We start from the raw sequence: 22,765 nt of genomic DNA, 5'->3' as shown, positions 1-22,765 counted from the left end.
AAAATTGGTTGGAATGGTATAACAGCAGAGTGATATCCAATTATAAAATCGTATGCATTGCCAATCAGTTTTTACTCATATTAAAGATGAAGACTCAGCGATAAAAACGCTCAGGTCCGAATTGACACAACAGAACTTGTCTTACGTGATGTGTTACTACACGGAAGAATACAATTTCGAGTTGATTCGAGAAGCGTTTCTTGCGCATTTTCCTGGTGTGCCTTTTCATGGCGCCAGTTCATGTCAAGCCGTAATGACAGATCAGGGCTTTCATACAGGACCAGTAATTGCGGCACTTGCTGTTTATGATACAGGTCCTCATGCTTATGGTACTGGTATTTCTAATCACAACTCAGGTGACAGCGTCACCAAGGCTTTGGATATGGCCCTTGAGAACGCAAACCGTGTAGGAGAGGTACCAAACTTAATTCTACTTCATGCTACACCAGGGCAAGAGGAATCAATCATTGCGTCTATAGATGAAAGATTTGGAACTCTAATTCCAATTATTGGTGGTTCGGCCGCTGATAATAACATCGCTGGGAAATGGTCTGTGATAACCGCCCAAGGCTCTCAAACTTCAGGTTTAAGCTTAACTCTCTTTTACTCCTCTCAACCTGTTGATATCGCTTTCAGCGCTGGGCATACACCAACTAATATCAAAGGTGTTGCAACCAAGACCAACGATAGATGCTTACTTGAAATTGATAATGAACCTGCGCTCAATGTTTATAGAAGGTGGACAAATCACCAGGATAACCAAGTAGGTAAAGATAATATGCTGTTTACAAACTCGAGTGCTTATCCATTAGGGCGGATCGCAGGTCATCTCTATGATCGCCCATATTACAAGTTATCCCATCCGATCCGTGAGACGCCAGATGGTGGAATCGAGTTGTTTACACGAATAGAAGAGGGTGACGAGCTCACATTAATGAAAGGAAGTCGTGAGCATCTCGTTGCGCGCGCTGCAAAAGTCGTCAATGCCGCTTTTAACCAAAAATTAGAAGAGTCTCGAAAAATTGGAGTGATAAATATCTTTTGCGCAGGTCCCATGTTGCACTTAATGCAAGACATGAATAGCGTTTGTGAACAAATTAACCAAGAACTAGAACATTTGCCTTTTATTTGCCCTTTTACTTTCGGCGAGCAAGGTAGATTTATTGGTGGTGAGAATGGACATGGAAACCTGATGATTTCATCGGCTATATTCCATAAACCTTATGAAAGATAAATACTTAGACATATATCAACAGGAAGCGCTTCAAGAAGCGTTAGTTGAGCTAAAGCAGGCTAGACAAAGAGAACGACTACTCGCTGATGAAAACAAGGCCATTCTTTCCGCGATATCTGCGATGAGTGAGGCAAAGAATCGGCATGAGATATTTACGGGATTAAACAATGTCCTCAAAAAGTACATCAACTTCGATGATTTTATTGTACTGACTCGTGATGGTGAACGATATCCCTTCAAGACATTGATATCAACTAATAGCGTATTTGATAATGTATCCTGGTTACACGGTAACACCTATCAAAGAGCTCTCAATGGTGAATGCATTCTACTGTTCGAGCCAGATAAACTCGCTGAGTTTGTTAACTTAAACAGCTTTATAAAAAGCCATGTAAACTCGGTCGTTTTAACTGGTATACGTTCAGAAGTAACGCAAACCGTAATCCTACTTATTGGAGCTCAGAAAGGGCACTTTAGCATAGAGAATAAGGAAACCTTGAGGCGGTTTCGTCCCTTAATTGAAAGGGCGGTCATTGATATCGAGACCAAAGAGAAGTTACAACGTATCGTTGAAGTAAGAACAACTCAGCTCGCTAAAGCAAGAGAAGAAGCAGAGCTTGCGAACCGGTCTAAGTCGGAGTTCTTAGCGATGATGAGTCATGAAATAAGAACCCCTTTAAATTCCGTTCTTGGAATGCTAGATATACTGAAGCAATCAACCTTGTCAGAAGAACAAATTGATGCTTTGAGCCAAATGGAGTGCTCTGCAGAGTTACTTCTCGCGATAATCAGTGACATTCTTGATCTTTCTAAAATCGAGTCAGGTCGCTTTCAGCTCAATGAACAATGGATTAACTTAAGAGACACTGTCACTTTTGTTATTTCTCAGCAAAAACAAATAGCTAAGAAGAAAAATCTTAAATTCAAGCTCAACTGTACTGTCACTAATGACAAACAATTTTGGATTGACTCCACGCGGTTATCTCAAATTCTGTTTAATCTAATAGGGAATGCAATAAAGTTTACAGACGAAGGTGAAGTAAAAGTTTCTGTATCTGAGCAAGATGCTGAACTTGTGATCTCAATATCTGACACTGGAATTGGTATATCTAAAGCAAAGCAAGAGCACTTGTTTACGGCATTTCATCAAGGAGACCGTTCCATCACGAGACGCTTCGGTGGTACAGGACTGGGGCTCGCAATAACCAAGCATTTAGTCGAAATGATGCGTGGAAAGATTGCCGTTAAAAGTGATGAGCATGTTGGTTCAACCTTTACGATTTCGATTCCAGTTTTGACTCGTTGTAATCAAAATCGTCCAGTTAGAATCGAAACCAATCAACCGACAAAAGCAATGGAACTTCTCGTCGTAGAAGATACCGAGTCGAATCAGTTCGTAATAAAGCTTATCTTAAATAAGCTTGGCCATAATGTTCATATCGCAAGCCATGGAGCAGAGGCATTAACATTTTTAGAAGAGAATGAGGATTTAATCGATTTGATTCTCATGGATGTCTCGATGCCAGTGATGGATGGAATTACCGCAACAAGACTTATTCGAGATAAAGGTCTCAGGACCCCAATTATAGCGTTAACTGCACATGCGCTAGAAAGCGATAGAGATAAATGCCTGGATGCCGGTATGGACGGATTCATTTCCAAGCCAGTTAGAAGACAAGATATCTTTGAAGCTATACAGTCATTTCAATAAGTAAAAAGGCGTTAATATAGATCTTAACAATCGATAGATTATTAAGATCTATATTAAGTATTTTATGGTAAATAACCATTATGTTTAATACTTACAGTAAGGCCTTTAAATTTAAAATCTGCAGGGGAATAGGAGCATACTCAGACAACATTTAGCGTATGCCAATATACAATTTAACATAACACATATAATGCGCACTGTAATAGTGATTCCTGTGGACTTGCAATCACTAAGGCTAATCCAGCGCAAGCCATTGAGATTCCTGACAATCCAAGCCCATTAAACTTTTTTGCAATTCCTTCCCATACTGCTTTTATCTGCGGATTATCATTGCGATCAGCGTGACAACCCAACAATGCAATCTCAGGGTCTAAACCTGATTGCTCTGCAAGAAAAATTGCTTGTGTATCAGTCATATAACGCTTTCCTTTGCGGAAATCACTGATTCTTTGCGGCGGCACATTCATATCCGCTGCAATTTGTTTGTCTTGTACGTAACTTTGAGCCTTTTTGTAGGCATCTAATAGTTTGTTCTGATACATACCGCTTCCTCCATTTCCGTCAGTTTAGCTCATCAATCACCATTTTTGGTGTCTTGCGCTAACCAATTTTGGTGATTACGCTACTAACCAAATTTGGTTATTCAATCAGTATCAGACCGCCTTAGCTCTGGGCGTTTGCCCTTGACGCTTTCGCGCTTGGCTTTGGCGGTCGCTCTCACAACTAGTCAAGGTGGTTGTTATGTCAGAAGTCTCCAATACAAAAAAACTCGAAATATATCTGAATCGCGCTTGGAGTTTGTTTCTTGTCTCGGTGATTGCGGCGGGTATTTATTTCTTTGGTTCCCTTATCTACGACTCGTTTGAAATCCCATACGACGATTACGAAACTTTTGCTTTTTATCTTGACCATGAGTTTTGTGGTGATTTGGCTCGCGACTATGCCTCTGACGGTCGCGTCACCGTTTACGAGTATCTGGTTGTTTCACATTGCTCTGGCAAAGATGAAAAGCGTAAATTCTACTCAGACCTTGAGGCTCAATAATGCGTGAACTTGTTATTGATTTGGCATCAGGTAAACAAGAATGGATTGATTTTGTTCCTGTCCATTCTTGGGCTTCATGTGAGCACATTCCTGATAACTTATTCGACCATCGTTTTGAGTACGTCGACCACAGATTCACAACGCCTGAGGATTTCATTCCGTCGGCTGTGAAATCGGCAATGAGTGCGTCAATCTACTCACACGACCTGTCAGATTTTATTGAGCGCCCTACTTCTAACCCTTGTTTGGACTTGCCGAAATCATTACACCGTAACGGCGACTTCGCTCGACACATGACACGCGCTTACACCGACATTCTGAAAACACGCAACGCTCTGGAAGCTGTACGCGCAGTTAACGACGCTCACGACCGTTTGACTGAGCACGGCTACAGCTACGCGATGTCAGATGAGCAAATTACCAATCTAGCCAAGCGTAAATCACGCGACTTTTCTCGCGTGTTAAGTGCGATTCCTCTTGAAGAATCACAAGCGCGTTTTGATAAAGCGGTTCAGCTTCTTGATTCATTAGGCTTGGCATTTTCACCTGGGCAAATTCAATACGCAGAAAACAACTGTGAACTTTTCGCATTGGTGAACCGTGCTCTTGATGAGCATTGGCTTGTTCGTCAACTGCGCCGTAAATGTGCTTACGAGGTTGAATGTGTTGCGCGTGATTTAGCGCTTGTTCAACGCCGTAAGCAAGTTTACTGCTCGGATTTTTCTCTAAGCCGTCAACGTGACCGCAATACGTCTAACCGTATCGCGCTAGAAAACACGATTGCTTACGATGAGGCTGACCCGTCTAACTATTTCACACTCAGTGAGTTATCGGCTAAGTCGGTTTCTAATGCTGAGATTCGCCGCGCTGAAATGTTTGTTCGTCTGCGTGGCTTTGAGGAAATCGCTCAAGAATCGAATCACGATGCGGTGTTCTTCACGGTAACAGCTCCGTCTCGTTTTCACTCTGTTTCTAAAGGCGACATCAACCCTAAATGGCTTGAGGCTGGCAAGCCTGACGCGAAATCAGCTCACGCTTACCTCATGGGCGTTTGGGCGAATCTTCGTAAGTCGATTGATAAGAGCAAAATCAAGGTTTACGGGATGCGCATTGTTGAGCCTCACCAAGACGGCACGCCGCATCACCACTTGTTGCTGTTCATGGAAAAATCCGCACGCAAATTTGTGACGTCTGAGTTTCGTCGTCTTGCTATGGCTGACTCGCCAGACGAAAAAGGCGCAAAGAAAGCCCGTTTCAAAGCTGAGGTTATCGACTGGTCTCAAGGTTCAGCCGTTGGCTATGTCGCTAAATACCTGAGCAAAAACATCGACGGTCAACACATTGATTCTGACAAAGGTTCGTCTTTGTCAGGCTCAGATGCGGCGGAACGTGTCGTAACTTGGGCACGTGTGAATCAAATTCGTCAATTTCAATTTATTGGTGGTCCATCTGTCACGGTATGGCGTGAGCTTCGTCGTCTTCGTGATGAATTCAAAGAGGACGATGCTTTGTTTACAGATTTATCTCAAGACGAACACTTTCTATTAGAAAAGGTTCGCCGCTCTGCTGATGAGGGCGACTGGAAAGCGTTTTGTTACGCAATGGGCGGCGTGTTCGTTAAGCGCAAAGACCAACCAGTAAAAGCGGAATATTCCGTTTCAACCTCTATCGAAAAACTGATTGCTTCGGGCGGTGAATACTCATCGACTCGCTACGGTGATATGGCTCAAGCGCGTTTGAATGGCTTGATGTTCCATAAGATTTTTATCGCGACTCGCTTCCGTACTTGGAAGACCGAGAACAAAGAGCAATTCATCCGTGCTCAACAAGGCATCATGTCTAACGTGGTCGATTACTTCGACGCGCTAGAACGTGAAAAAGAATACGAGCGTATGTATGACGACCTTTACGAGCAATACGAAAAACACCTAGCGCTCTATGACGAAATGGAAGCGCTGTTGCTCACTGACCCTCAGGAAATTAATGCGTCGTGTTGGGTGGGCGCAGCCCCGCCCGACATGATGCATTAATTTCCCTTGGACTTGTGTCAATAACTGTCATTTCAATTTTCAACTAACCAACAACGTAAAAATAAGGGCAAAACACTATGAGAATGGAAGGTTTAATTCTAGATGTTTCGGACATCGTTCAAGAAACCAAAACAGACCGTAACGGCGAACAAAAGCAAAACGGCAAGCTGCGTCTTATCACGACCAACCCAACAGACACCATTGAAGTGCGTGTCTCTCCTGAGCTTTGGGAAAACGGCAAGGCTGGCGAACTGCTCAAGCGCTGTGTGGGTAATCGCATGATGTTTGATGTGGAACACAAGAAATTCAGCTTTGGTAACGATGAGGGTAAACACGTCTCTATCGACGGTTTCCACCTCTACGCCCTACCTCAATTAAACGAAAAATAAGGGTTAAATCATGACCGAGACGCAATTTGCAGAGCTAATGGCTCGACTCGATAACTTTCAGTTAATGGTGTTCTTAGGCATTTGTTTCTTGCTAGTTGCGCTCGGTTGGATAGTCGGAGGACAAAGATAAATGCTGTCATCAGAGTTCATGCTCGGCTGTTTCGCGACAGCCTTTATCCTTGGCTTCTCGATTGGCTTCCACATTCTCGGATTCAAGAAAGCGGCTGAGGTTTCAACTTCTTCATAAACCATAACATAGGAAATAAGACTATGGAAAAACAAAGCAAAGTACGCGCAGCAATGGCTAAGGCTGGCGCAGTAGTAACAGCAAAACGTGCGGCATTTGGTGGTGCACTTCTCATGGCGGCATCTTCTGCGAATGCAGCACTGCCAGAAGTGGCAACACAAGCCTTTAGCACACTGGCAAGTTACGTCACTGAAATGCTCACCTCGACATGGGGCATCGCCGTGCCAATGACGGTTGGCTTCATCGGCATCAAGCTATTCAAGAAAGGTGCAAACAAAGCAACGTAATTCTAACGACTGCTTTATACACCCATTGGTCAACGCCTCCGAATGGGGGCGTTATTTTTCACGAGGAAGATTTACAAATGAACATTAAACAAAGCATAGCGTCACTGATTATTTTACTGGGTGTTTTGTTTAGTGCTTTTAATGTAAGCGCCGCTCAACCTACTTACAGCGCTAGCGATGTTGCCGCTTATCCTAACTGTAACTTGTCCTTGGGTAAGAGAGTTAACCCTTACTCGTATGTCTCTTGTTATGAAAATAAGTTTGTTAACTACAAAGACTTCTATACGAAGTCATGCTCTATAGAGAGTAGTAAATTCGCTTTAATGATTATTTGTAACACAACCAGTCCCAGTTACCCGAGATATCACGCTGCAACGTTTCTTCATCGTACCGCTAAGTGTCCAGCAGACCATGAAAGAATAGAAGATGGTGACGGTTACACCTGTGAGCCTATCGTTCCTGCATGTGAGTTTGGCGAAAACCCTGACGGCACTTGTATGGATGCCTGTCAGTTCAAGCAATCCATTGATGACAAACAATCACTTCACTGGTCGGCTTATGTTTATGGTGAGCAAGTGACAGGGGCATGTTATGGCGATTTTGGCGCAACCCGTTGTGAGCTTGAGCGTATTCCAAATGACACTACGCTTTGTACCGATGTCGACTCCGGTGAGTTCACTCAAAACACGCGATGTCACGGTAAGTTTCAATTCACTGGTAATCAGTGTGATGGTGGTACGCTGTTTTGGGGTAAAGATGGTCCTGACACCCCTATTATTCCCGATGATCCAATTCACGACCCTGACGACCCAACGGGCGACATCGAAGACCCTAGCGTATTGCCTGACGGCTCAACCAATACGGTTAACCCACCCGATACTGACGCGGAGCCAGAAGTCGAAGACCCTGACACGGATGAATCAACCGATAAGGGTGTTGTCAGTGCGATTAAAGGGCTTAACTCGGATGTGAACAAGGCACTTAACGCACTCAACGTCGACCTCAATCAATCGAGCGCTGATATTCAAAACCAAATCATTGCGCTCAATGCGTCGATGGTGACTAACACCCAAGCGATTCAAAAGCAGCAAATCAACGACAACAAGATTTACGAAAACACTAAGGCGCTGATTCAGCAAGCTAACGGTGACATCACGACGGCGGTCAATCGAAACACCAACTCTGTTGGTGAGGTGGTTAAGGGACTCGATGATTTGCAAACCACTAACGCTGATGGATTTGCGGAGTTATCGGACAAGCTCGACGACCTCAAGCCTTGTGAGCCCACCGAGGAAAACAACTATTGTGAAAACCCTCATGGTTTAGGTTCGGATTATGTCGGTGATGTGCTGACTCAAGCGGATAAAGCCGTGTCCGGTGCGATGAATTCCTATGAAAAGACCGTGACCGATGCGGCTAACGATTTGATTGAGAAGAATCTAACGGCAGAGTCTGAGGGGCATATTAATGCTATATCGGATTCGTTTTTGAGTGTATTACCTAAGCCTACGCCCTGCATGAATCTATCTTTGCCTACGCTTGGCGGTGGTCGCGCTTCTATCTCTTGTGAGTTTTCGCAGAAACTCAAAATGATCATCTCAATTCTGATTTACATCTACACGATTAAGACGCTTGTTGAAATCCTGCTGACTGAGGTCACGCCTGTACCAAGTAACAAGCCAGGTTCGGGGAGATATTACTAATGATTCAGCTATTACCAATTGTCAGCACCATTGGGACGGCGTTGCGCCTCCCTGCTCTGGTTGCCTTTATCTCTCAGATAGCGACCACGTTATTTGGTTGGTTTTTCATTGCGAAAGCACGAAACGTCACGATTAACTTGGTCATTTTAACGCTGCTAATCGGCTTGACCGTCACCCTCACCTTGGCGATTTACACCCTTGCAACGGGCCTGTCTTATGTTGCGCCTCCAATGTGGTCACAAGCAGCGGGTATGTTCATCCCTAATAACGCCGTGCCTTGTGTGAGTGCGATTTATTCGGCGCGTCTCCTGCGTTGGGTGTGGGAGTGGAAGTTCTACGCGATTGTGAGGGCGGCGTAATGGCATCGGTCTACTTTGTTACGGGTAAGCTCGGCTCAGGCAAAACGCTAACGGCAGTCGGTAAGATTCGTGAGGCGTTTATGCGTGGTGTGCCTGTAGCGACAAACCTCGATATCAACTTGAAAGAAATGCTTGGACGCGATAAGCGCAACACTCGACTTTACCGCTTACCGGACAAGCCTCAAGTGGAAGATTTGATGGTGATTGGCTCGGCAAATAAAAGCTATGACACCAAAAAAGACGGCTTGATTGTGCTCGATGAGTGCGGAACGTGGTTTAACTCGCGCACATGGAACGATAAGAATCGACAAAAGTTAATTGATCACCTTTTGCATATTCGAAAGCTTGGATGGGATGTCATTTTCATCGTTCAAGATATTTCGATTGTTGATAAACAAGCGCGTCTCGCACTGGCTGAGCACACCGTGTTTTGTCGTCGTTTAGACCGTCTTCAAGTCCCTATCATCTCGACTGCGGTATCCGTTCTGACGCTCGGTCAACTCAAGTTGAAAATGCCTAAGCTGCACGTTGGCATTGTGAAGTATGGTGACAACGCAAACTCACTCACCGTCGATAAATGGATGCTCTGGGGTACGGACTTATACAGCTCTTATGACACTAAGCAGATGTTTAGAAACAACTATGAGGACGGCGTTTTTTCAGTATTGCCGCCCTACTATACCCACGGACGTTACACTGTCCCGTATACATTGAGAAATATCATGCGCATTACGAAAATCTATCTCCGTAAATACTCTCGATTCAGTGTATTTGCGGCAGGTGTCGCCGTCTCGTTTGCGGTGTTCACCTTAGTTGGCACGCCGAACATGTCGACGGAACCCGCAACGGCTCAAGCGGAGGCACCTCGCGAGTCATTGAGTGACTTGCTCGACGGCTATCGAATCGAGTCTTCAATGAATCCCCCAAACGTTGCTCCGTCTTTTGTGTTGGTTAAGGACGATGTGCGTCTGTCGTCGTCGCAACTATACGCAAAAGGCTTTACGGCTCAATCTAACGGCTCTTGCTCCATTACGGTGAGTGGCAACGGTCAATCATTCAAAGTCATGTGCTAGGGAAAAAGGTGCGCTTTATGTCATGGATAATCGCAAAACTCACAGCTTTTCTTTCAGAAATACAAAAAGAATTTTATTGCGCCGGAGGCTCACTGTTTGCGCGATCATTACTTATCATGCGCTGTGGTAAAGTTGAGAAACAAACAACGGCTTGTTCCAACTTTTCCACATCAAGCATTACCACTTTACTGCTTACGTGCGCCCTGCTCAGCTCGCCTTCTTTTGCCGCAAGCTCTGCGCCTTTTGAGGCAAAGAACACACCGATTGGAGACTTTGCATCGTGGTTCTCGGTTCACACTGGAAACACAGTTGTGCTCGGTCATGGTGTCACTGGTGAGGTCAGCTTTACCGCGCCCGATTTGAAAGATGAGGACTATTCTGCCTTTTTCCTTTCGGTACTTCGTGCGCACGGTTACGAGCTTACACATGACCACGGCGTTTTTACCATCATTGCCGACGCTAACAAGGTGGAGACGTTCGAACCCTCTCAAGTAAAGCTGTACTTCTTTGAGAATGTTCGAAATACCAAGGTCGTTGATTTGATTTCCTCGATGCTTGCTGCAACTCAGAATCAAACACTGAACAACAAAGCGATTAAAAACTACAAGGTTGAGGTACTACCGACCACAAACAGCATTATCGTGACTGGCTCTGAAAACCAATTGAAGCACATCGATGTGCTCATCAAGGGGATTGATAGACCACAAAAGCAAGTCTTTATCGAGGCGGTGATTACTGAAACTGAGCTCGGTGATTCTCAAGAAATCGGCGTGAATATGGACTTGGCACTGAGTGAGGCAGGCTTTGTTTCGCAACCGACCGCAATCAAGAAAGCCGTGGATAACCTGCTGTTCTATGAGGGCGGTGATTTTAATGCGCTGATTAAAGCAGTGTCTAAGAATCAGAATACCAAGCTCCTATCACGACCAAACATGTTCATTATGGACAGGGAGCGCGGTTACATCACGGTTGGTCAGAACGTCCCGTTCCTCACTTCGTCTGAGGTAACTGACGGTGGTAATCGAGTCCAGCAAATTGAGCGTAAGGATGTGGGCGTGTCACTTGAGGTAGTACCGCATGTGATTGGTGATCATGTTGTGCTTCAGATAATGCAAAAATCCGACTCGGTGACGGATTCCTCTATCGCATCCGACATCATTACCAATACGCGAACACTGCAAACCGTGGTCAAGGTCAAAGACCGCCAAACGATCTCTTTAGGGGGTTTGATTTCCCAAGAGCAGAGAGACTCTGTAAGTGGTGTTCCGGTATTAATGGATGTGCCGTTACTCGGTGCTCTGTTCCGGTCAGAAAAGACCAATACTGTCGATAAAGAACTTAAAGTAACGATAAGAACCACGATACTTTGAGTTAAAAGAAAAGCCGAACAATTGCTGTTCGGCTCTGATTTAGCTGTACTGTAATGCGTTTTCCAATTCTCTACACTTTATTATCGTGTCACGTTCTAACACGGTTGCGATATGTGTTTTGTCATAAGAGCTTCTAGCTTCAAACCGAAGCAACGGATGGTGTCCGTTAAGTGCATTGTTTACGTATATATCTCGTTCTTGTCTCTTCTTCTGCCTATGAGATGAATCATCCAGCTCGATGACCGCCAAGACTTTTGTGTCTCTATCCGTTATCACGTAGTCCATTCTTTTAGCCCAAGTTCGAGAGTTATCTTTAAAATTGGTCGGTTGAACTAACGCCATCAATGAAACTTGGCTATGAATCACGTATTCGTCAGGTATAAGCTCCTGCAAAACGCTATAGAATCTGCGCTCTGTCTTGGTGGCCAAGTATGTACTTTTCTTGTGAGGTACAGAATTAGTCTTATTGCCAGTGTTCGGCAGAGGTACCTCGACTACCTTTGGGCTCTTTTCTGCAACTTTGGGTTCAAAAGAATGCACGCTATTGGGTCTTCTAACTGCTGCACCTTGTTCCCATTCGTTAAGCCTACGCTTCGGTTTTTTACCCTTCTTTGTGAATAGATACACAATACACGCTAAGGATATAAGTATCAGTAATTCAGGCACTTTCTGTTCCTCACTTATAGAAAAATGAGTGTATGGTAGCATATCCGTTTTGTTTGAAGTGGTATTGATGTGGGGGATTTCACTAAGAGATAGACTATATACAGAATTAGTTTTACACCCATCACATACAAAACTAGTCACACTGAAACATAAAAAATAAGGTTAGCCATATAAAAATTATTCATTGATAATGTCATAAAAGGTGTATATAGGTGAATTATTTTGGAAAAGATTCAACACGAGCTTCAGTCACTCACTAAATCTTTAAACACACTTCGTCTTCACTCCAACTTCCTAATTAAGTTAGGTTCGTTTCGCTTTGACTCTAAGTCTAAAATCTTAGATTTACTTAAGGGCAATAAGAAAGATGGTGAGTTACCGATAGAATATAGACTGAGGACAACCCCAGTCGAACTTCGTTTGACCAAAAGACTCTATGTTACAAAGGTTGTACTTTCGATTGAGACTTCCTTAACTAAAACGTTGGAGCTGACTTATTTCAACAATGAAAAAAGCTACAGTTTAAAATCATCTAATGCTCCCACATCAAAATCCAATATTTCAAAAGTTGTATTTTCGATTAACTCAGCAATCGATAAGTTCACCATATCATCAGCAACTGGGACTATAATAGTCATTGATTTCGAGGTTTATGGTTTAGCTGATAGCTTATATCCTGAAAGTTCCGGTTTTGCTCTTAAAAATCAAGTACAGAGATTTATAGTCACACATGAGCGAATAAAGAACACAGCAAAAGCATTACGCGATTATTCCGAGAAACTTGCACAAAGAGAGTTTGCATTTGAGAACAGAATTGAGCAACTAGAATCCGATATTGAAAATCTTGAAGCTGAATATGATGTCGCGGTCAAAAATACCGAACAAGCTGCAATCGAACATAATGACTCTACAGAACAACTTACCGAGGTACAGCAGAGCTTAGCTAAAGAAAAGGCTCAGCTAGATTTGTCTAAAGATGAAGTTGAGCGACTTACAAATGAGACTAATAAACTCGAAGAAAGAAAGCACACATTGACACGAGAGACACAGACATTAAGCAGTGATCTTGTAAAACTTCAGCAGGATAAGGATGTATTCAGTGAAGACCTTAAAGGTTATGTCGGCGAAACTAGATTTCAACAAATATTCTATGGTGTTATGGTTCTTATTTGTCTAGTTATTATTTCGGTTGTTACATTAAACATTTTCGAGAGATCGATTTTGTTAATGGATCAGTTCAATTCTGGTGAAATAAAAGAAGTGTGGAATCTAATTCTAAGTCGCATGCCTTACACATTAGCTATTATTGCACTAATGGGTGCTACCGGCGCATTTTTACAAAAGGCTATATCGCGACTAATTGATATACACGATCAAAGGTTGGCTTTTCTAAGGCTTTCTATATTAGCTAGAGATATAACGTCAATAGTGACAGAAGACCTCGACTTATCTGATCTTGAGAAAGCTCAACTGCGCATCAGGTTAAAAACTCAGTTCATAAAGCAACACATGGATAAAGATATTATCACTCAGGTCAGTAATTACGAAGTTCAACAACCCGATGTTAACAACTCTCAGTAGCCTAATTAATAGCTCTAGACAAAGTCCAGCCTCAGTCGATTAAAACTCATATAATGCTTACTCGCTGTAGAGTTAGAGGTGAAATGTAATTTACAAATTTGTTGTTACTTAAAAGTTAGATTCAGGTTTTGTTGTGATTATTTTAACCTGAATCTTTTAACTCTATGTGTTAGATCAACTGTTTATCTCTTACTTTGAGGAGCAGATATGAGTACTACTACACTAGGAGTTTCACCTGTATTCAAGAAACCACCAAGGCCAACAAATCCATCGGCATTAGAGTTAGCTATATATAACTATCAAGTCGAAGCTTTGAAACACTATAAAAAGGTTAGTAACTTGACCAATGCCAGTAAATCCGAGCTTGAAGAGGTTGAAGCAACAATTAAACATTTGAAACGCGAAAGAGCAAAAATTAAAGCCCACGCTCGCTTACAAGACGAGCTCTATGAAGACCTTAAGAAGTACCGTCGAGAAAACAAGGCTAAAGATGAAAGCCAACTATCTAGAGAGAAACACCATCCTACGAATTCGCTAATTAGAAACCTCTATGCCGTAGCTGAACCTCAACCTAGCCCAAATCACGCAGCACATCATATTGTGATGGGAAACGGTAAGGTAACTGCGATGATTGATGCAAAATTACAAATGTTCGAATTTGGTATAGGTATTAATGATGCAATTAATGGTGTTTGGTTACCTAAATCCAGTGCTTACAAAGATCACTACACTACTCCAAAAGCTCCGCCTCACTCACGAATACATGGTACAAATTATCAGAACTGGATTGGCACGCTAGGAAGAATTAGGCATAGTGAGAATGTATTTAAGTCCACACTGCTGAAAATGAAAAAGCAAATACAAGACGGCTCTCATCCTGAGAAAATTCTTGAGAAGAAAGATGCTAACTGGAAACCTACTGTATGACTGTATACAAATTAAAAAATAAGCCCCGAGAATTTAAAGTTTTAGAGCATGACCCTTATAAGCGAGCTCTCGATTCAGATGACCTTAAATTGTTAAGGCGACTTAGAAGAGATCCTGTTGACTCAACAGGCTTGAGAGATGTTTGGGTAAATGAGAATACAACATTTACTCAACATTTTAAATCTGCTGAAGCAATTCCAGACATATCTAAGTGGAGAACATTCCTTGTCTTGAGAGAAAATGCATATCAGGTAGTACGAGATGTAATTGACTCTGACGGTGAGTTCTTACCGATTACAATCGATGATGAAAGTTTTACCGTGTTCAACGTGATGTCTTTTGGAGAAGAAGATAAGCAGAAAATAAAATTTGAAGACATTGACGGAGAACAAGGATTATTAGAGAAACTGGTATTTATAGAAAGCGATCTTTCAAATAAATATGTCTTTAAATCAAAAGATGAAGGTTGTATGTCAATTTATTGTGATGACAAACTCATATCGTTATGTGACGAGCACAATCTAAAAGGACTTTCGTTCGATACAAATCTACTAGATGTATTTGAAGATTGATTCAGCAGAGTTATTAGTTAGACATTTACACGCAAAAAGGCTCCTTTGGAGCCTTTTTGCATTGTATGAAATAATACTTGCATATGTAAGCTTATAATTCTATTTGTTTATGTTTTGATGATGATTACTTACATATCCTCTAACAATTAAGGTCCCAAAACTATCTTCCACTAAATTACAATACCCACAAACTTTATAGGACTAATTTGCGGGAATTTAATGCAGAAACTTACTTTATTTCTACTTATAGCAACCAGTTTCTTTGCTTCAGCTAAAGATGAGTGGATATCAGCACCTGATGCTTCATGGGAGCAAAGCGGCGCTGTTTTAATGGCCTCCCTGTATGAAGGAGATAAGTCAGGAAGACTTTTCATCGCTCAAGCGAAGCACAATATGAACGGAGAATTAAGTATGTTTTTTACTTACGTAGATACAAGTAGAAACACATGCAACTATAGGGAACTTAAGGACACAAACAACACAAATCAACATATACTTGAAGGTACTAGGATACAAAAATTTAATGGGCAACCCATTAGAATGCTTGGATTTTGTGTTAAAGAGGATGATGATGATTTCGCTTATATCTATTTAACTCCTGATACTGAACGAGGAAAAAGATACGTGATTAATTCATTCATCAAAAGCAATAGAGTCTTAGTCGAATCCGATATTGCTGAAGGCTTTGATAAAATTACTGTTACAGCTATGGGTTTTTCTAAATATTGGAATAGTGCGAATATAGAGCCGCTTTAAACCTTACAACATTAAAAGGCTCCTATTGGAGCCTTTTTCTACATCATGTCTCTAAGTGCTCTTGCATATTTCAGCACTTGACCCGCAGCTTCTAAATCAGTTAATGCCCCAATCTCTAACAAAGCTATTCCTGTCAAAACCTGCTGAGCCGTTACCAGCTGCCCTGTTGGGAGTTCTAATCTATCGTAATGCATTTTGAAATGTTCCCATTGTTCAGATGGGCTCAGTTCCCTTCCCTTTGTCATTCTCATGAGCCGTTTACACTCAGGAGGAATGGTTTTCCCCTTATCCCATTCTTTGACTGTTCTCACAGTTTTTAAACAAAGTTCAGCAGCTTGTTCGACGGATAAACCACATTCAAATTCACGAAAAATATAGTTTTTAGTCATTTCGTGATACTTCATTGAATAGTCCCTCAAAAGAGAGACATTTTATAGGACTAGCATATGCAATCGCATTCAACATAAGCAGATATAATGCGCACCAAGGAGGGTGTAAACTCAAAGCAATAATGTCCGGTTTTAGCTACTTTAAAATGTCCTCCTAAGATTAACAACATTGTTTGCTTTTGAGGCTTTAACCGAGGTTCCTGTGGACTTGCAATCGCTAGTTTGGTTTGTGGTTATGCTTACGAAGCAAATCAAATCTCTTATTGAAAATTGATGCGCGCTTAGCCCTCGACTTACTGGCGTGTTCTTCCGTAAGTACCTGAATCAATCTATGTATGGTGATGATGGCCAACTCACTGAATTTGCCATTCAATGGCATCACGATTACTAACTTAAGCACTACCAAACAAAAAAGCCTTTCATACTCGCCTCGTACAACAGCAAAAATCAGCTAAACGCTCTAATCGCTCCGCAACGAAATCTGCCAAAAATCACGAGCTCAGTTCACTCGCTCTTAATCAAGGCGTTCTGAAACATTTATAAGCCTGTGGTTATATGGAGGCGAATGTACTTTTCGGGGTATTTGTAACGATAGCGTTTTCCTTTCTTCAAGTTGGACTTAACGTACCTACACACTTTTTGGTCACCACTGCTGGTTACTCTTTTTATTACTACGTTTTTACTTTTGTGCTCCATTTCTATCATGACGTCACAATAACCTTGATAGCCATCAAACTTATTGTCTACTTTCTTTTGAAGCTTAGTCTTAATCTTTTTAGCCAACAGGTTCGTTTCTGAATCGTCAGCAAAAACTGAATTACTTGCAAAGATCAATACCATTAAAGTTACAACGTATCTCATCGTTTTGGTCCGTTTATGTTGTTGATTGTTCGATGATAAGTAATTTTTCTGTAGATACGAAAATGGGACGCCACATTGCGTCCCATTTAACATGATGAAGTAACTGATATGTAATTAAGCGCGCTTCTTGCCTTTGTTTGCTTTGAAGCCCTGGTGCGGAAAAACGTTACGAATCCTCTGTTGAACTTTTTTGGGAATGCCTTTGGAAAAGCTTAAGCGCATTCCTGTTCGTTGGCTATACACCTTCATTTCACCAGTAAACGGGTTATGCTCACTAATATCCTGTAAGTTGTGTTTGAAAGAAGGAGGTAGATGCCCTTTTACGTTACTAATATGGCCATTATCAAACTTTACTTTTAACACCGGCCTATCGACTGCGATCAACCAAAAGATCACGATGGCTGCAATTAAGATTACATATAACATTTGGCACTCCCTATCCTAGCTAGATAGCAATTTACTCAAATCCTCTTTAATTGAGGTAACTTTTTGACTCGCTTTTTCACTTCTCGACGCTTCGGAAAGCAAATATTCAATTGCGTCAGATAACGTACAACCAAGTTCATTCGCTCTACTAGAAAGCTTTTCCCAAACTCGGTAATCTAAATCAATGGATTTCTTCTTTGTATGGACTTGCTCTGCATTGAAGTGACGTTTCCGTTTCGCTCGGATAGCCTGCTTGAGTTTATTATCTAACTCTTCTGACATGTGGTTTTCTATCCAAGCCAAGACAAGTGTAGGCTCGTGTTCAAGGCGTTTTAGTTCTGCGACCGCTGCATCTGCTTCGCTTGTATCAATATGTCGGGTAATCGCTTCACCATCTTTCCATTTTTTGATGAGATACTTCCATTTCCACCCACATTCTAGATTCTCAAGCTGCTGATATTTCATTTGTTCCGACCCATAAACATAACCTAGTGACAGCGTAACCCAGATGGTTTACTTGGGCAAATAAAACTCTTAGAAGTATCGATGTTGATCACTCATTTGTCTAAGTATTGTTCATTGAGAGTTGAATGCCGTGAGCAAACCAAATTGGTGCTAGGGTGTTATAGTCCGTTTCGTTATAATGTCGGCAAGATTGAATTACGATGAATTTTAATGAACCAACTTAATTGGCAAGACGTAACACCTTCACTTGAGCAGTACGAAGCACTTTTAAAGTCTGCACCTTCGTTACCAAAGAAGTCTTTTACTGATCTCCAACCGAGAATGTCGGCAACGATATCTCGTTTTTCAAAAATTTCTGGATTGACGCGAGTACTACTCATTAACTGCGTAGATAATTCTGTCTATAGAGAGTTCATCAGTAAAGCTCTTCAGAGCCAGTCTAACGCTGCGATAGTTTTGTCGGAATCACTTGATGCCAAACGCTTATTTGACCGTTACAGTGTCGATTTAAGTGGTGATATTGCCTTCCAACCTGGCTTAATTTCACAGGCAGATAACGGTTACTTAATTGTATCGGCTAATCTAATTTTGGCTAACCCAGGACTTTGGCCAAATATAAAGTCTGCAATCCAACAAAACCTTATCGAGCCACTGAACCTAAGCCCTACTCGTTTACCTACTTCAGTACCGCAAGCTAAAGCTTATGATGTAAAACTGATTGTAACAGGAGAAAGAAGTCAGTTAGCAGAGCTAGAATACATCGATGAAGACTTCTGTTCTGGCTTTGCCATGTATACGGAAGTTGAAGAAGATATTCATCTGTCAGAGCAGAATTTGACAGATTACTTTGGTTTAGTGAACTGGATATGTTCTCAATATCAGCTGCCTCACTTAACTGAATGTGGTTTTAGAAGATTGTTGCTAGCCGGTATGAGATTTACTGAAGATCAACATTATCTGCCTTTAGGAGTAATGTGGCACTCTCAACTTCTAACGCTTGCCAGCCAGTTCAGTGATGGTCACGCATTAGATTACAAGTCGTTAGATAAAGCGATTGACGACAAGTATTACCGAGAATCTTACCTTCCTCAGCGTGCCGTGTACGATATTTTAGATGGCCAAGTCATCATTGAGACAACTGGGGAACAAGTTGGTCAAATCAATGGCCTAACCGTTATTGATATGGCTGGGCACCCTGTCAGCTATGGTGAGCCTGCACGAATATCTTGTGTAATTCATTTTGGTGATGGCGATGTTTCCGATGTTGAGCGCAAAGCTGAGCTTGGAGGCAATCTACATGCAAAAGGCATGATGATTATGCAAGCTTTCTTGAGCTCTGCTCTGAAACTGGATGAACCACTGCCTTACTCAGCCTCCATCGTATTTGAACAGTCTTATAGTGAAGTTGATGGTGACAGCGCATCTCTTGCAGAACTTTGTTGCTTGGTAAGTGCTTTATCTGAATCTCCAATTAATCAACAAGTTGCGGTTACAGGGGCTGTTGATCAGTTTGGTCGAGTGCAAGCCGTTGGTGGCTTGAACGAAAAAATTGAAGGTTTTTATCAGGTTTGTAAACATCAAGGTTTTACAGGAAATCAAGGTGTTGTGATGCCAAAATCAAACCTTAAACACCTTGCATTACATAAAGATGTAATAGAAAGCATTAAAAATGGTGAGTTCCATATTTGGTCCGTTTCTACCGTAGATGAAGCTATTCCGATTGTAATGAATAAACCTTTTAGAGGTGAAGACGATAGCATTATTGGCAAAATAGCGGAACGTATTGAAAACTTTGAAAGACATGAGCATCCAGAAGGAATTGTGCAGCGCATCAAAAACTGGTTTGTCTAGTACTGATCGGAGTTGTTTAGCGTACACGTGTTCACTAAGATGCAGCTATCAAAAATTGGAGTAATTGATAATGCAAAACAAACGTGATTCTTATAACCGTGACGATCTACTTGCTTCTAGCCAAGGCGAACTGTTTGGGCCTGGTTACCCTCAGCTTCCTGCGCCAAACATGCTAATGATGGATCGTGTTACTAAAATGTCTGAGACTGAAGGCGATTTTGGTAAAGGTTTGATCTTGGCGGAATTGGATATTACTCCAGATTTGTGGTTCTTTGACTGCCACTTCCCTGGCGACCCAGTAATGCCGGGTTGTCTTGGCCTTGATGCGATGTGGCAACTTGTTGGTTTCTTCCTTGGCTGGGTTGGTGGCAAAGGAAAAGGTCGTGCTCTGGGTGTTGGCGAAGTGAAGTTTACAGGTCAGATCCTGCCAACAGCGAAAAAAGTGACGTACGAAATCCACATGAAACGCGTTGTAAACCGTAAGCTTGTGATGGGTTTGGCTGACGGTCGTGTATGTGTGGACGGCAAAGAAATCTACGTAGCAAAAGATTTGAAAGTTGGCTTGTTCCAAGACACTTCAAGCTTCTAATCACGATTTTAATCGATTTATTAAGGCTCCTATTTAGGAGCCTTTTTGTTATCGAGTGTTAACCTACTTCCCTATGTCCCTATAATGTAGAAAAGGCTCCGTAGAGCCCTTTCGAATCCTTCTTTTTGTATGTGGAGAGTTTATTTGTAGAGACCAGATTGTCTTTCATCTCTGGCATCACGCCAACCACCTAACCAATACGACCGAGCATCAACTTGTTGATATGGGCAAGCCTCTTGAGACCTTCCATTCAATCCAGCTTTGTAGCCTTGAGATTGAGCTCGTTCTAGGCGATCACGCTTTTGTCTCTTCATAGTTAATTCCTCATACAGGTCCATTTACTAACGTACAGCTGTTATTGTGAAACTTTGATGGAGTTTTTATGACTCCACTTATAAGAATCGATCAAAGTAGGCAATTTCTCAAGGCATAAAAAAAGCAGAGACTCAAATGTGTGAGCCTCTGCTTGATTTAAAAATTACTGACGATTTTTAACTATTTTCTACGGAACCCAAACAATCCAAGCATGGTCAAAGCTAACCAACCAAGGCCTGCACCTTGACGCTCTGTCGTCGTTGAGTCAATGCTTCGAGATACGATGTCGTCCTTAGTTGCGTCAGCAATAGGTACTAGTTTGACTGCTACAATTTGCTCTTCAGAGCTACATGTCGCATTGTTTGCTGTTGTGCTATAACCACCTGCACATTTCATAGCAGTACCAGAGATCACACCTGCATCATTGATATCAGTTGCGTCGATAATACGGAACTGATTGTTTTGTTCAGAGTAATCACCGCCATTAGTCAAACTGTCTAGGAACCAAGCTTTTCCATTAAACAATGTTGCAGCACGTTCACTAGTCTCGCCACCTAGGCTATATGGATAGATAAAACCGCGCTTACGACGTGGCTTGCCATCGTCTTCACGAGTCGTTTCCGCATCAAGTTGCCCGACGATTTCATTGTAAGAGTTGATACCGCCCATCTTACCGCCCGCACCGCTAAAGAAAATGCCAGTAGTTGGGTAAAAAGCGCTAATAGAATCCTTACGAACATCATCTACGATAAAGAGACGATTCGGAGCAGAGCCCGTTGGCATTAAGTATCCGCCCGAACGTTTCGCTTCACCAATAGCAACAAAATTAGAGTTAACGTCGGTTAAGCGTGAGTTTGTATGAACCGTATCATCACCTTCGCGCTGTCTAGCTCCTACAACAACTTTATTTTTCCAAGTTGCGTTTTCAACGCTACCTTCGGCTTCTAGAGTTCCGACAAAAACAGTCGCATTCAGGTAGTTATCATCACTGTAAGTGTTGTAACCTACGCCATAGACCGTTGTTCCATCAGTGACAAGGTCACGCATGCTCCCTTGAGCTAACCTTTCTCCATCTTTAGATGTGCCACTAGGCCAAGCCAATTCACTGACGGTTCCGCTTTGATCCCAAATCGCTGCTTTTGATGTGTGGTGAGCTCCATTGGTATTGCTTGCTGTTCGAGAAACACTGCCAACAGTAAAAATGCCGTCTGTGCTCCAAGCATGGCTTTGCACAACACTTGCGTCACTATCGCCAGTAAGAATATTTGGCTCTACTGGTGCAACTACGGTATTTCGTGTTTCTAATGTAGAAGTATTTTCTGTGCTAACTTTACTCTGATTACCGACAGCTGCACCACCCTCGGTAAGCTGGTTGATAACATTGTTATATTCATTTTTATAAGCAGCAGAATCTTCTTCTATGAACGCTAACGCATTAGAAGTAAAGTCTTTACTACGTTCTTTATTCCACGGCGTCCAGTTTACTGAAGCCCATGAGTCACAGGTGGAATAGCGAAGCTGGTTGTAACAGTAACGCTCAAAGTCTTTGAGTTCTTGGATGTAATAAAAGCCAGCGTCTAATCCGAATGGGATTTCTTCACGATAGCTGTTCCCATCCACGGCTTGTGTCGCTGAAATCGGCGTAGTGCGAGTTTCCATTGCAAGTTTAAACTGCTCTGGCGTGCAGTTTGCTGCTGCATCAAAGCAGCCTAAAGCGAAAGGTGAACCTGTTGAAGGATCTGTACTTGCATCGCCCTGTTGAATTGCAACCCCGTAAGCCGTTTGGTAGTCACCGTTTGAACCATGATCCTGAGGTGAAACCTCAACAACTTGATACAATGCCGCCTGTGCGTTCATTGTGGTACCAACCATCATTGCAATGGCGGTCAATTTGAATTTATTACTACAATTCATTGAATT

At 42.2% G+C, this 22,765-nt stretch carries 24 protein-coding genes; 16 read left to right on the top strand and 8 right to left on the bottom strand.

Annotated features, from left to right (window positions below):
• Window positions 1-52 precede the first annotated feature (52 nt).
• Entirely contained in the window at window positions 53-1,234 is a 1,182-nt protein-coding gene (locus UQW94_RS15040; RefSeq protein WP_017634895.1) for an FIST signal transduction protein, read from the top strand.
• Window positions 1,224-2,945 (top strand): ATP-binding protein, encoded by a 1,722-nt coding sequence (locus UQW94_RS15035; RefSeq protein ID WP_005377471.1) that lies wholly within the window; start codon window positions 1,224-1,226, stop codon window positions 2,943-2,945. Before UQW94_RS15040 ends, UQW94_RS15035 begins: the two co-directional genes overlap by 11 nt.
• A gap of 173 nt (window positions 2,946-3,118) precedes the next feature.
• Here UQW94_RS15035 and UQW94_RS15030 read toward each other — a convergent pair whose 3' ends face one another.
• A complete protein-coding gene (locus UQW94_RS15030; RefSeq protein ID WP_025505234.1) occupies window positions 3,119-3,487 on the bottom strand; it encodes a DUF3693 domain-containing protein in 369 nt (122 codons plus the stop codon).
• 199 nt (window positions 3,488-3,686) lie between these two features.
• Here UQW94_RS15030 and UQW94_RS15025 point away from each other — a divergent pair, with 199 nt between their 5' ends.
• The 8 genes from UQW94_RS15025 to UQW94_RS14990 all read left to right on the top strand — a co-directional run bounded on the left by UQW94_RS15025 (window position 3,687) and on the right by UQW94_RS14990 (window position 11,447).
• Window positions 3,687-3,989 carry a hypothetical protein gene (locus UQW94_RS15025; protein ID WP_322142350.1) on the top strand — a complete coding sequence of 101 codons (303 nt, stop codon included), beginning with the start codon at window positions 3,687-3,689 and terminating at the stop codon, window positions 3,987-3,989.
• The gene (locus tag UQW94_RS15020) at window positions 3,989-6,019 is read left to right on the top strand and encodes a replication endonuclease (RefSeq protein ID WP_322142349.1); all 2,031 of its coding nucleotides are present in this window, start codon (window positions 3,989-3,991) and stop codon (window positions 6,017-6,019) included. Before UQW94_RS15025 ends, UQW94_RS15020 begins: the two co-directional genes overlap by 1 nt.
• 83 nt (window positions 6,020-6,102) lie before the next feature.
• Window positions 6,103-6,408 (top strand): hypothetical protein, encoded by a 306-nt coding sequence (locus UQW94_RS15015; RefSeq protein WP_005389159.1) that lies wholly within the window; start codon window positions 6,103-6,105, stop codon window positions 6,406-6,408.
• A gap of 270 nt (window positions 6,409-6,678) precedes the next feature.
• Window positions 6,679-6,942: a major coat protein gene (locus tag UQW94_RS15010; RefSeq protein ID WP_021448020.1), complete on the top strand. Its 264-nt coding sequence runs from the start codon at window positions 6,679-6,681 to the stop codon at window positions 6,940-6,942.
• A gap of 77 nt (window positions 6,943-7,019) precedes the next feature.
• A complete protein-coding gene (locus tag UQW94_RS15005; RefSeq protein WP_230855310.1) occupies window positions 7,020-8,645 on the top strand; it encodes a methyl-accepting chemotaxis protein in 1,626 nt (541 codons plus the stop codon).
• A complete protein-coding gene (locus UQW94_RS15000; RefSeq protein WP_024701224.1) occupies window positions 8,645-9,004 on the top strand; it encodes a DUF5455 family protein in 360 nt (119 codons plus the stop codon). Before UQW94_RS15005 ends, UQW94_RS15000 begins: the two co-directional genes overlap by 1 nt.
• A complete protein-coding gene (locus UQW94_RS14995) occupies window positions 9,004-10,077 on the top strand; it encodes a zonular occludens toxin domain-containing protein (protein WP_021448018.1) in 1,074 nt (357 codons plus the stop codon). The genes UQW94_RS15000 and UQW94_RS14995 overlap by 1 nt, the downstream gene beginning before the upstream one ends.
• Before the next feature lie 17 nt (window positions 10,078-10,094).
• Entirely contained in the window at window positions 10,095-11,447 is a 1,353-nt protein-coding gene (locus UQW94_RS14990) for a secretin N-terminal domain-containing protein (protein WP_322142348.1), read from the top strand.
• Between the two features lie 39 nt (window positions 11,448-11,486).
• Here the strand turns inward: UQW94_RS14990 and UQW94_RS14985 are convergent, their stop codons facing one another.
• Window positions 11,487-12,113 (bottom strand): DUF2726 domain-containing protein, encoded by a 627-nt coding sequence (locus UQW94_RS14985; RefSeq protein WP_322142347.1) that lies wholly within the window; start codon window positions 12,111-12,113, stop codon window positions 11,487-11,489.
• A 222-nt stretch (window positions 12,114-12,335) separates the two neighbouring features.
• Between UQW94_RS14985 and UQW94_RS14980 the strand changes: the two genes are divergently transcribed.
• From UQW94_RS14980 to UQW94_RS14965, 4 genes are all read left to right on the top strand, one after another.
• Entirely contained in the window at window positions 12,336-13,694 is a 1,359-nt protein-coding gene (locus UQW94_RS14980) for a hypothetical protein (RefSeq protein ID WP_322142346.1), read from the top strand.
• Window positions 13,695-13,901: 207 nt separating this feature from the next.
• Entirely contained in the window at window positions 13,902-14,621 is a 720-nt protein-coding gene (locus UQW94_RS14975; RefSeq protein WP_322142345.1) for an AHH domain-containing protein, read from the top strand.
• On the top strand, window positions 14,618-15,193 hold the full coding sequence (locus tag UQW94_RS14970; protein ID WP_322142344.1) for a hypothetical protein: 576 nt from the start codon (window positions 14,618-14,620) through the stop codon (window positions 15,191-15,193). The genes UQW94_RS14975 and UQW94_RS14970 overlap by 4 nt, the downstream gene beginning before the upstream one ends.
• A gap of 219 nt (window positions 15,194-15,412) precedes the next feature.
• On the top strand, window positions 15,413-15,949 hold the full coding sequence (locus UQW94_RS14965; protein WP_322142343.1) for a hypothetical protein: 537 nt from the start codon (window positions 15,413-15,415) through the stop codon (window positions 15,947-15,949).
• Between the two features lie 38 nt (window positions 15,950-15,987).
• Here UQW94_RS14965 and UQW94_RS14960 read toward each other — a convergent pair whose 3' ends face one another.
• The 4 genes from UQW94_RS14960 to matP all read right to left on the bottom strand — a co-directional run bounded on the left by UQW94_RS14960 (window position 15,988) and on the right by matP (window position 18,090).
• Window positions 15,988-16,353: a phage protein gene (locus UQW94_RS14960; protein ID WP_024701218.1), complete on the bottom strand. Its 366-nt coding sequence runs from the start codon at window positions 16,351-16,353 to the stop codon at window positions 15,988-15,990.
• A gap of 522 nt (window positions 16,354-16,875) precedes the next feature.
• Window positions 16,876-17,199, bottom strand: a complete 324-nt coding sequence (locus UQW94_RS14955; RefSeq protein ID WP_167415211.1) for a hypothetical protein — start codon at window positions 17,197-17,199, stop codon at window positions 16,876-16,878.
• 114 nt (window positions 17,200-17,313) lie between these two features.
• Window positions 17,314-17,625 (bottom strand): DUF3634 family protein, encoded by a 312-nt coding sequence (locus tag UQW94_RS14950; protein ID WP_005377468.1) that lies wholly within the window; start codon window positions 17,623-17,625, stop codon window positions 17,314-17,316.
• Window positions 17,626-17,640: 15 nt separating this feature from the next.
• Window positions 17,641-18,090 (bottom strand): macrodomain Ter protein MatP, encoded by a 450-nt coding sequence (gene matP / locus UQW94_RS14945; RefSeq protein ID WP_005396497.1) that lies wholly within the window; start codon window positions 18,088-18,090, stop codon window positions 17,641-17,643.
• Window positions 18,091-18,300: 210 nt separating this feature from the next.
• Here matP and UQW94_RS14940 point away from each other — a divergent pair, with 210 nt between their 5' ends.
• Entirely contained in the window at window positions 18,301-19,941 is a 1,641-nt protein-coding gene (locus tag UQW94_RS14940) for a Lon protease family protein (RefSeq protein ID WP_322142342.1), read from the top strand.
• Between the two features lie 70 nt (window positions 19,942-20,011).
• Entirely contained in the window at window positions 20,012-20,530 is a 519-nt protein-coding gene (gene fabA / locus UQW94_RS14935) for a bifunctional 3-hydroxydecanoyl-ACP dehydratase/trans-2-decenoyl-ACP isomerase (protein ID WP_005390081.1), read from the top strand.
• Between the two features lie 140 nt (window positions 20,531-20,670).
• Here the strand turns inward: fabA and rmf are convergent, their stop codons facing one another.
• Together rmf and UQW94_RS14925 are read right to left on the bottom strand one after the other, a co-directional pair.
• Window positions 20,671-20,844 carry a ribosome modulation factor gene (gene rmf, locus UQW94_RS14930; protein WP_005377453.1) on the bottom strand — a complete coding sequence of 58 codons (174 nt, stop codon included), beginning with the start codon at window positions 20,842-20,844 and terminating at the stop codon, window positions 20,671-20,673.
• A gap of 181 nt (window positions 20,845-21,025) precedes the next feature.
• Window positions 21,026-22,759 (bottom strand): DUF3466 family protein, encoded by a 1,734-nt coding sequence (locus UQW94_RS14925; RefSeq protein ID WP_322142341.1) that lies wholly within the window; start codon window positions 22,757-22,759, stop codon window positions 21,026-21,028.
• Between the last annotated feature and the right edge of the window lie 6 nt (window positions 22,760-22,765).

Source organism: Vibrio sp. PBL-C16 (assembly GCF_034321865.1).
GTDB lineage: Bacteria > Pseudomonadota > Gammaproteobacteria > Enterobacterales > Vibrionaceae > Vibrio > Vibrio alginolyticus.
The sequence above is the reverse complement of the archived record's forward strand: the minus strand, read 5'-3'. Positions and strand labels throughout refer to the sequence as shown.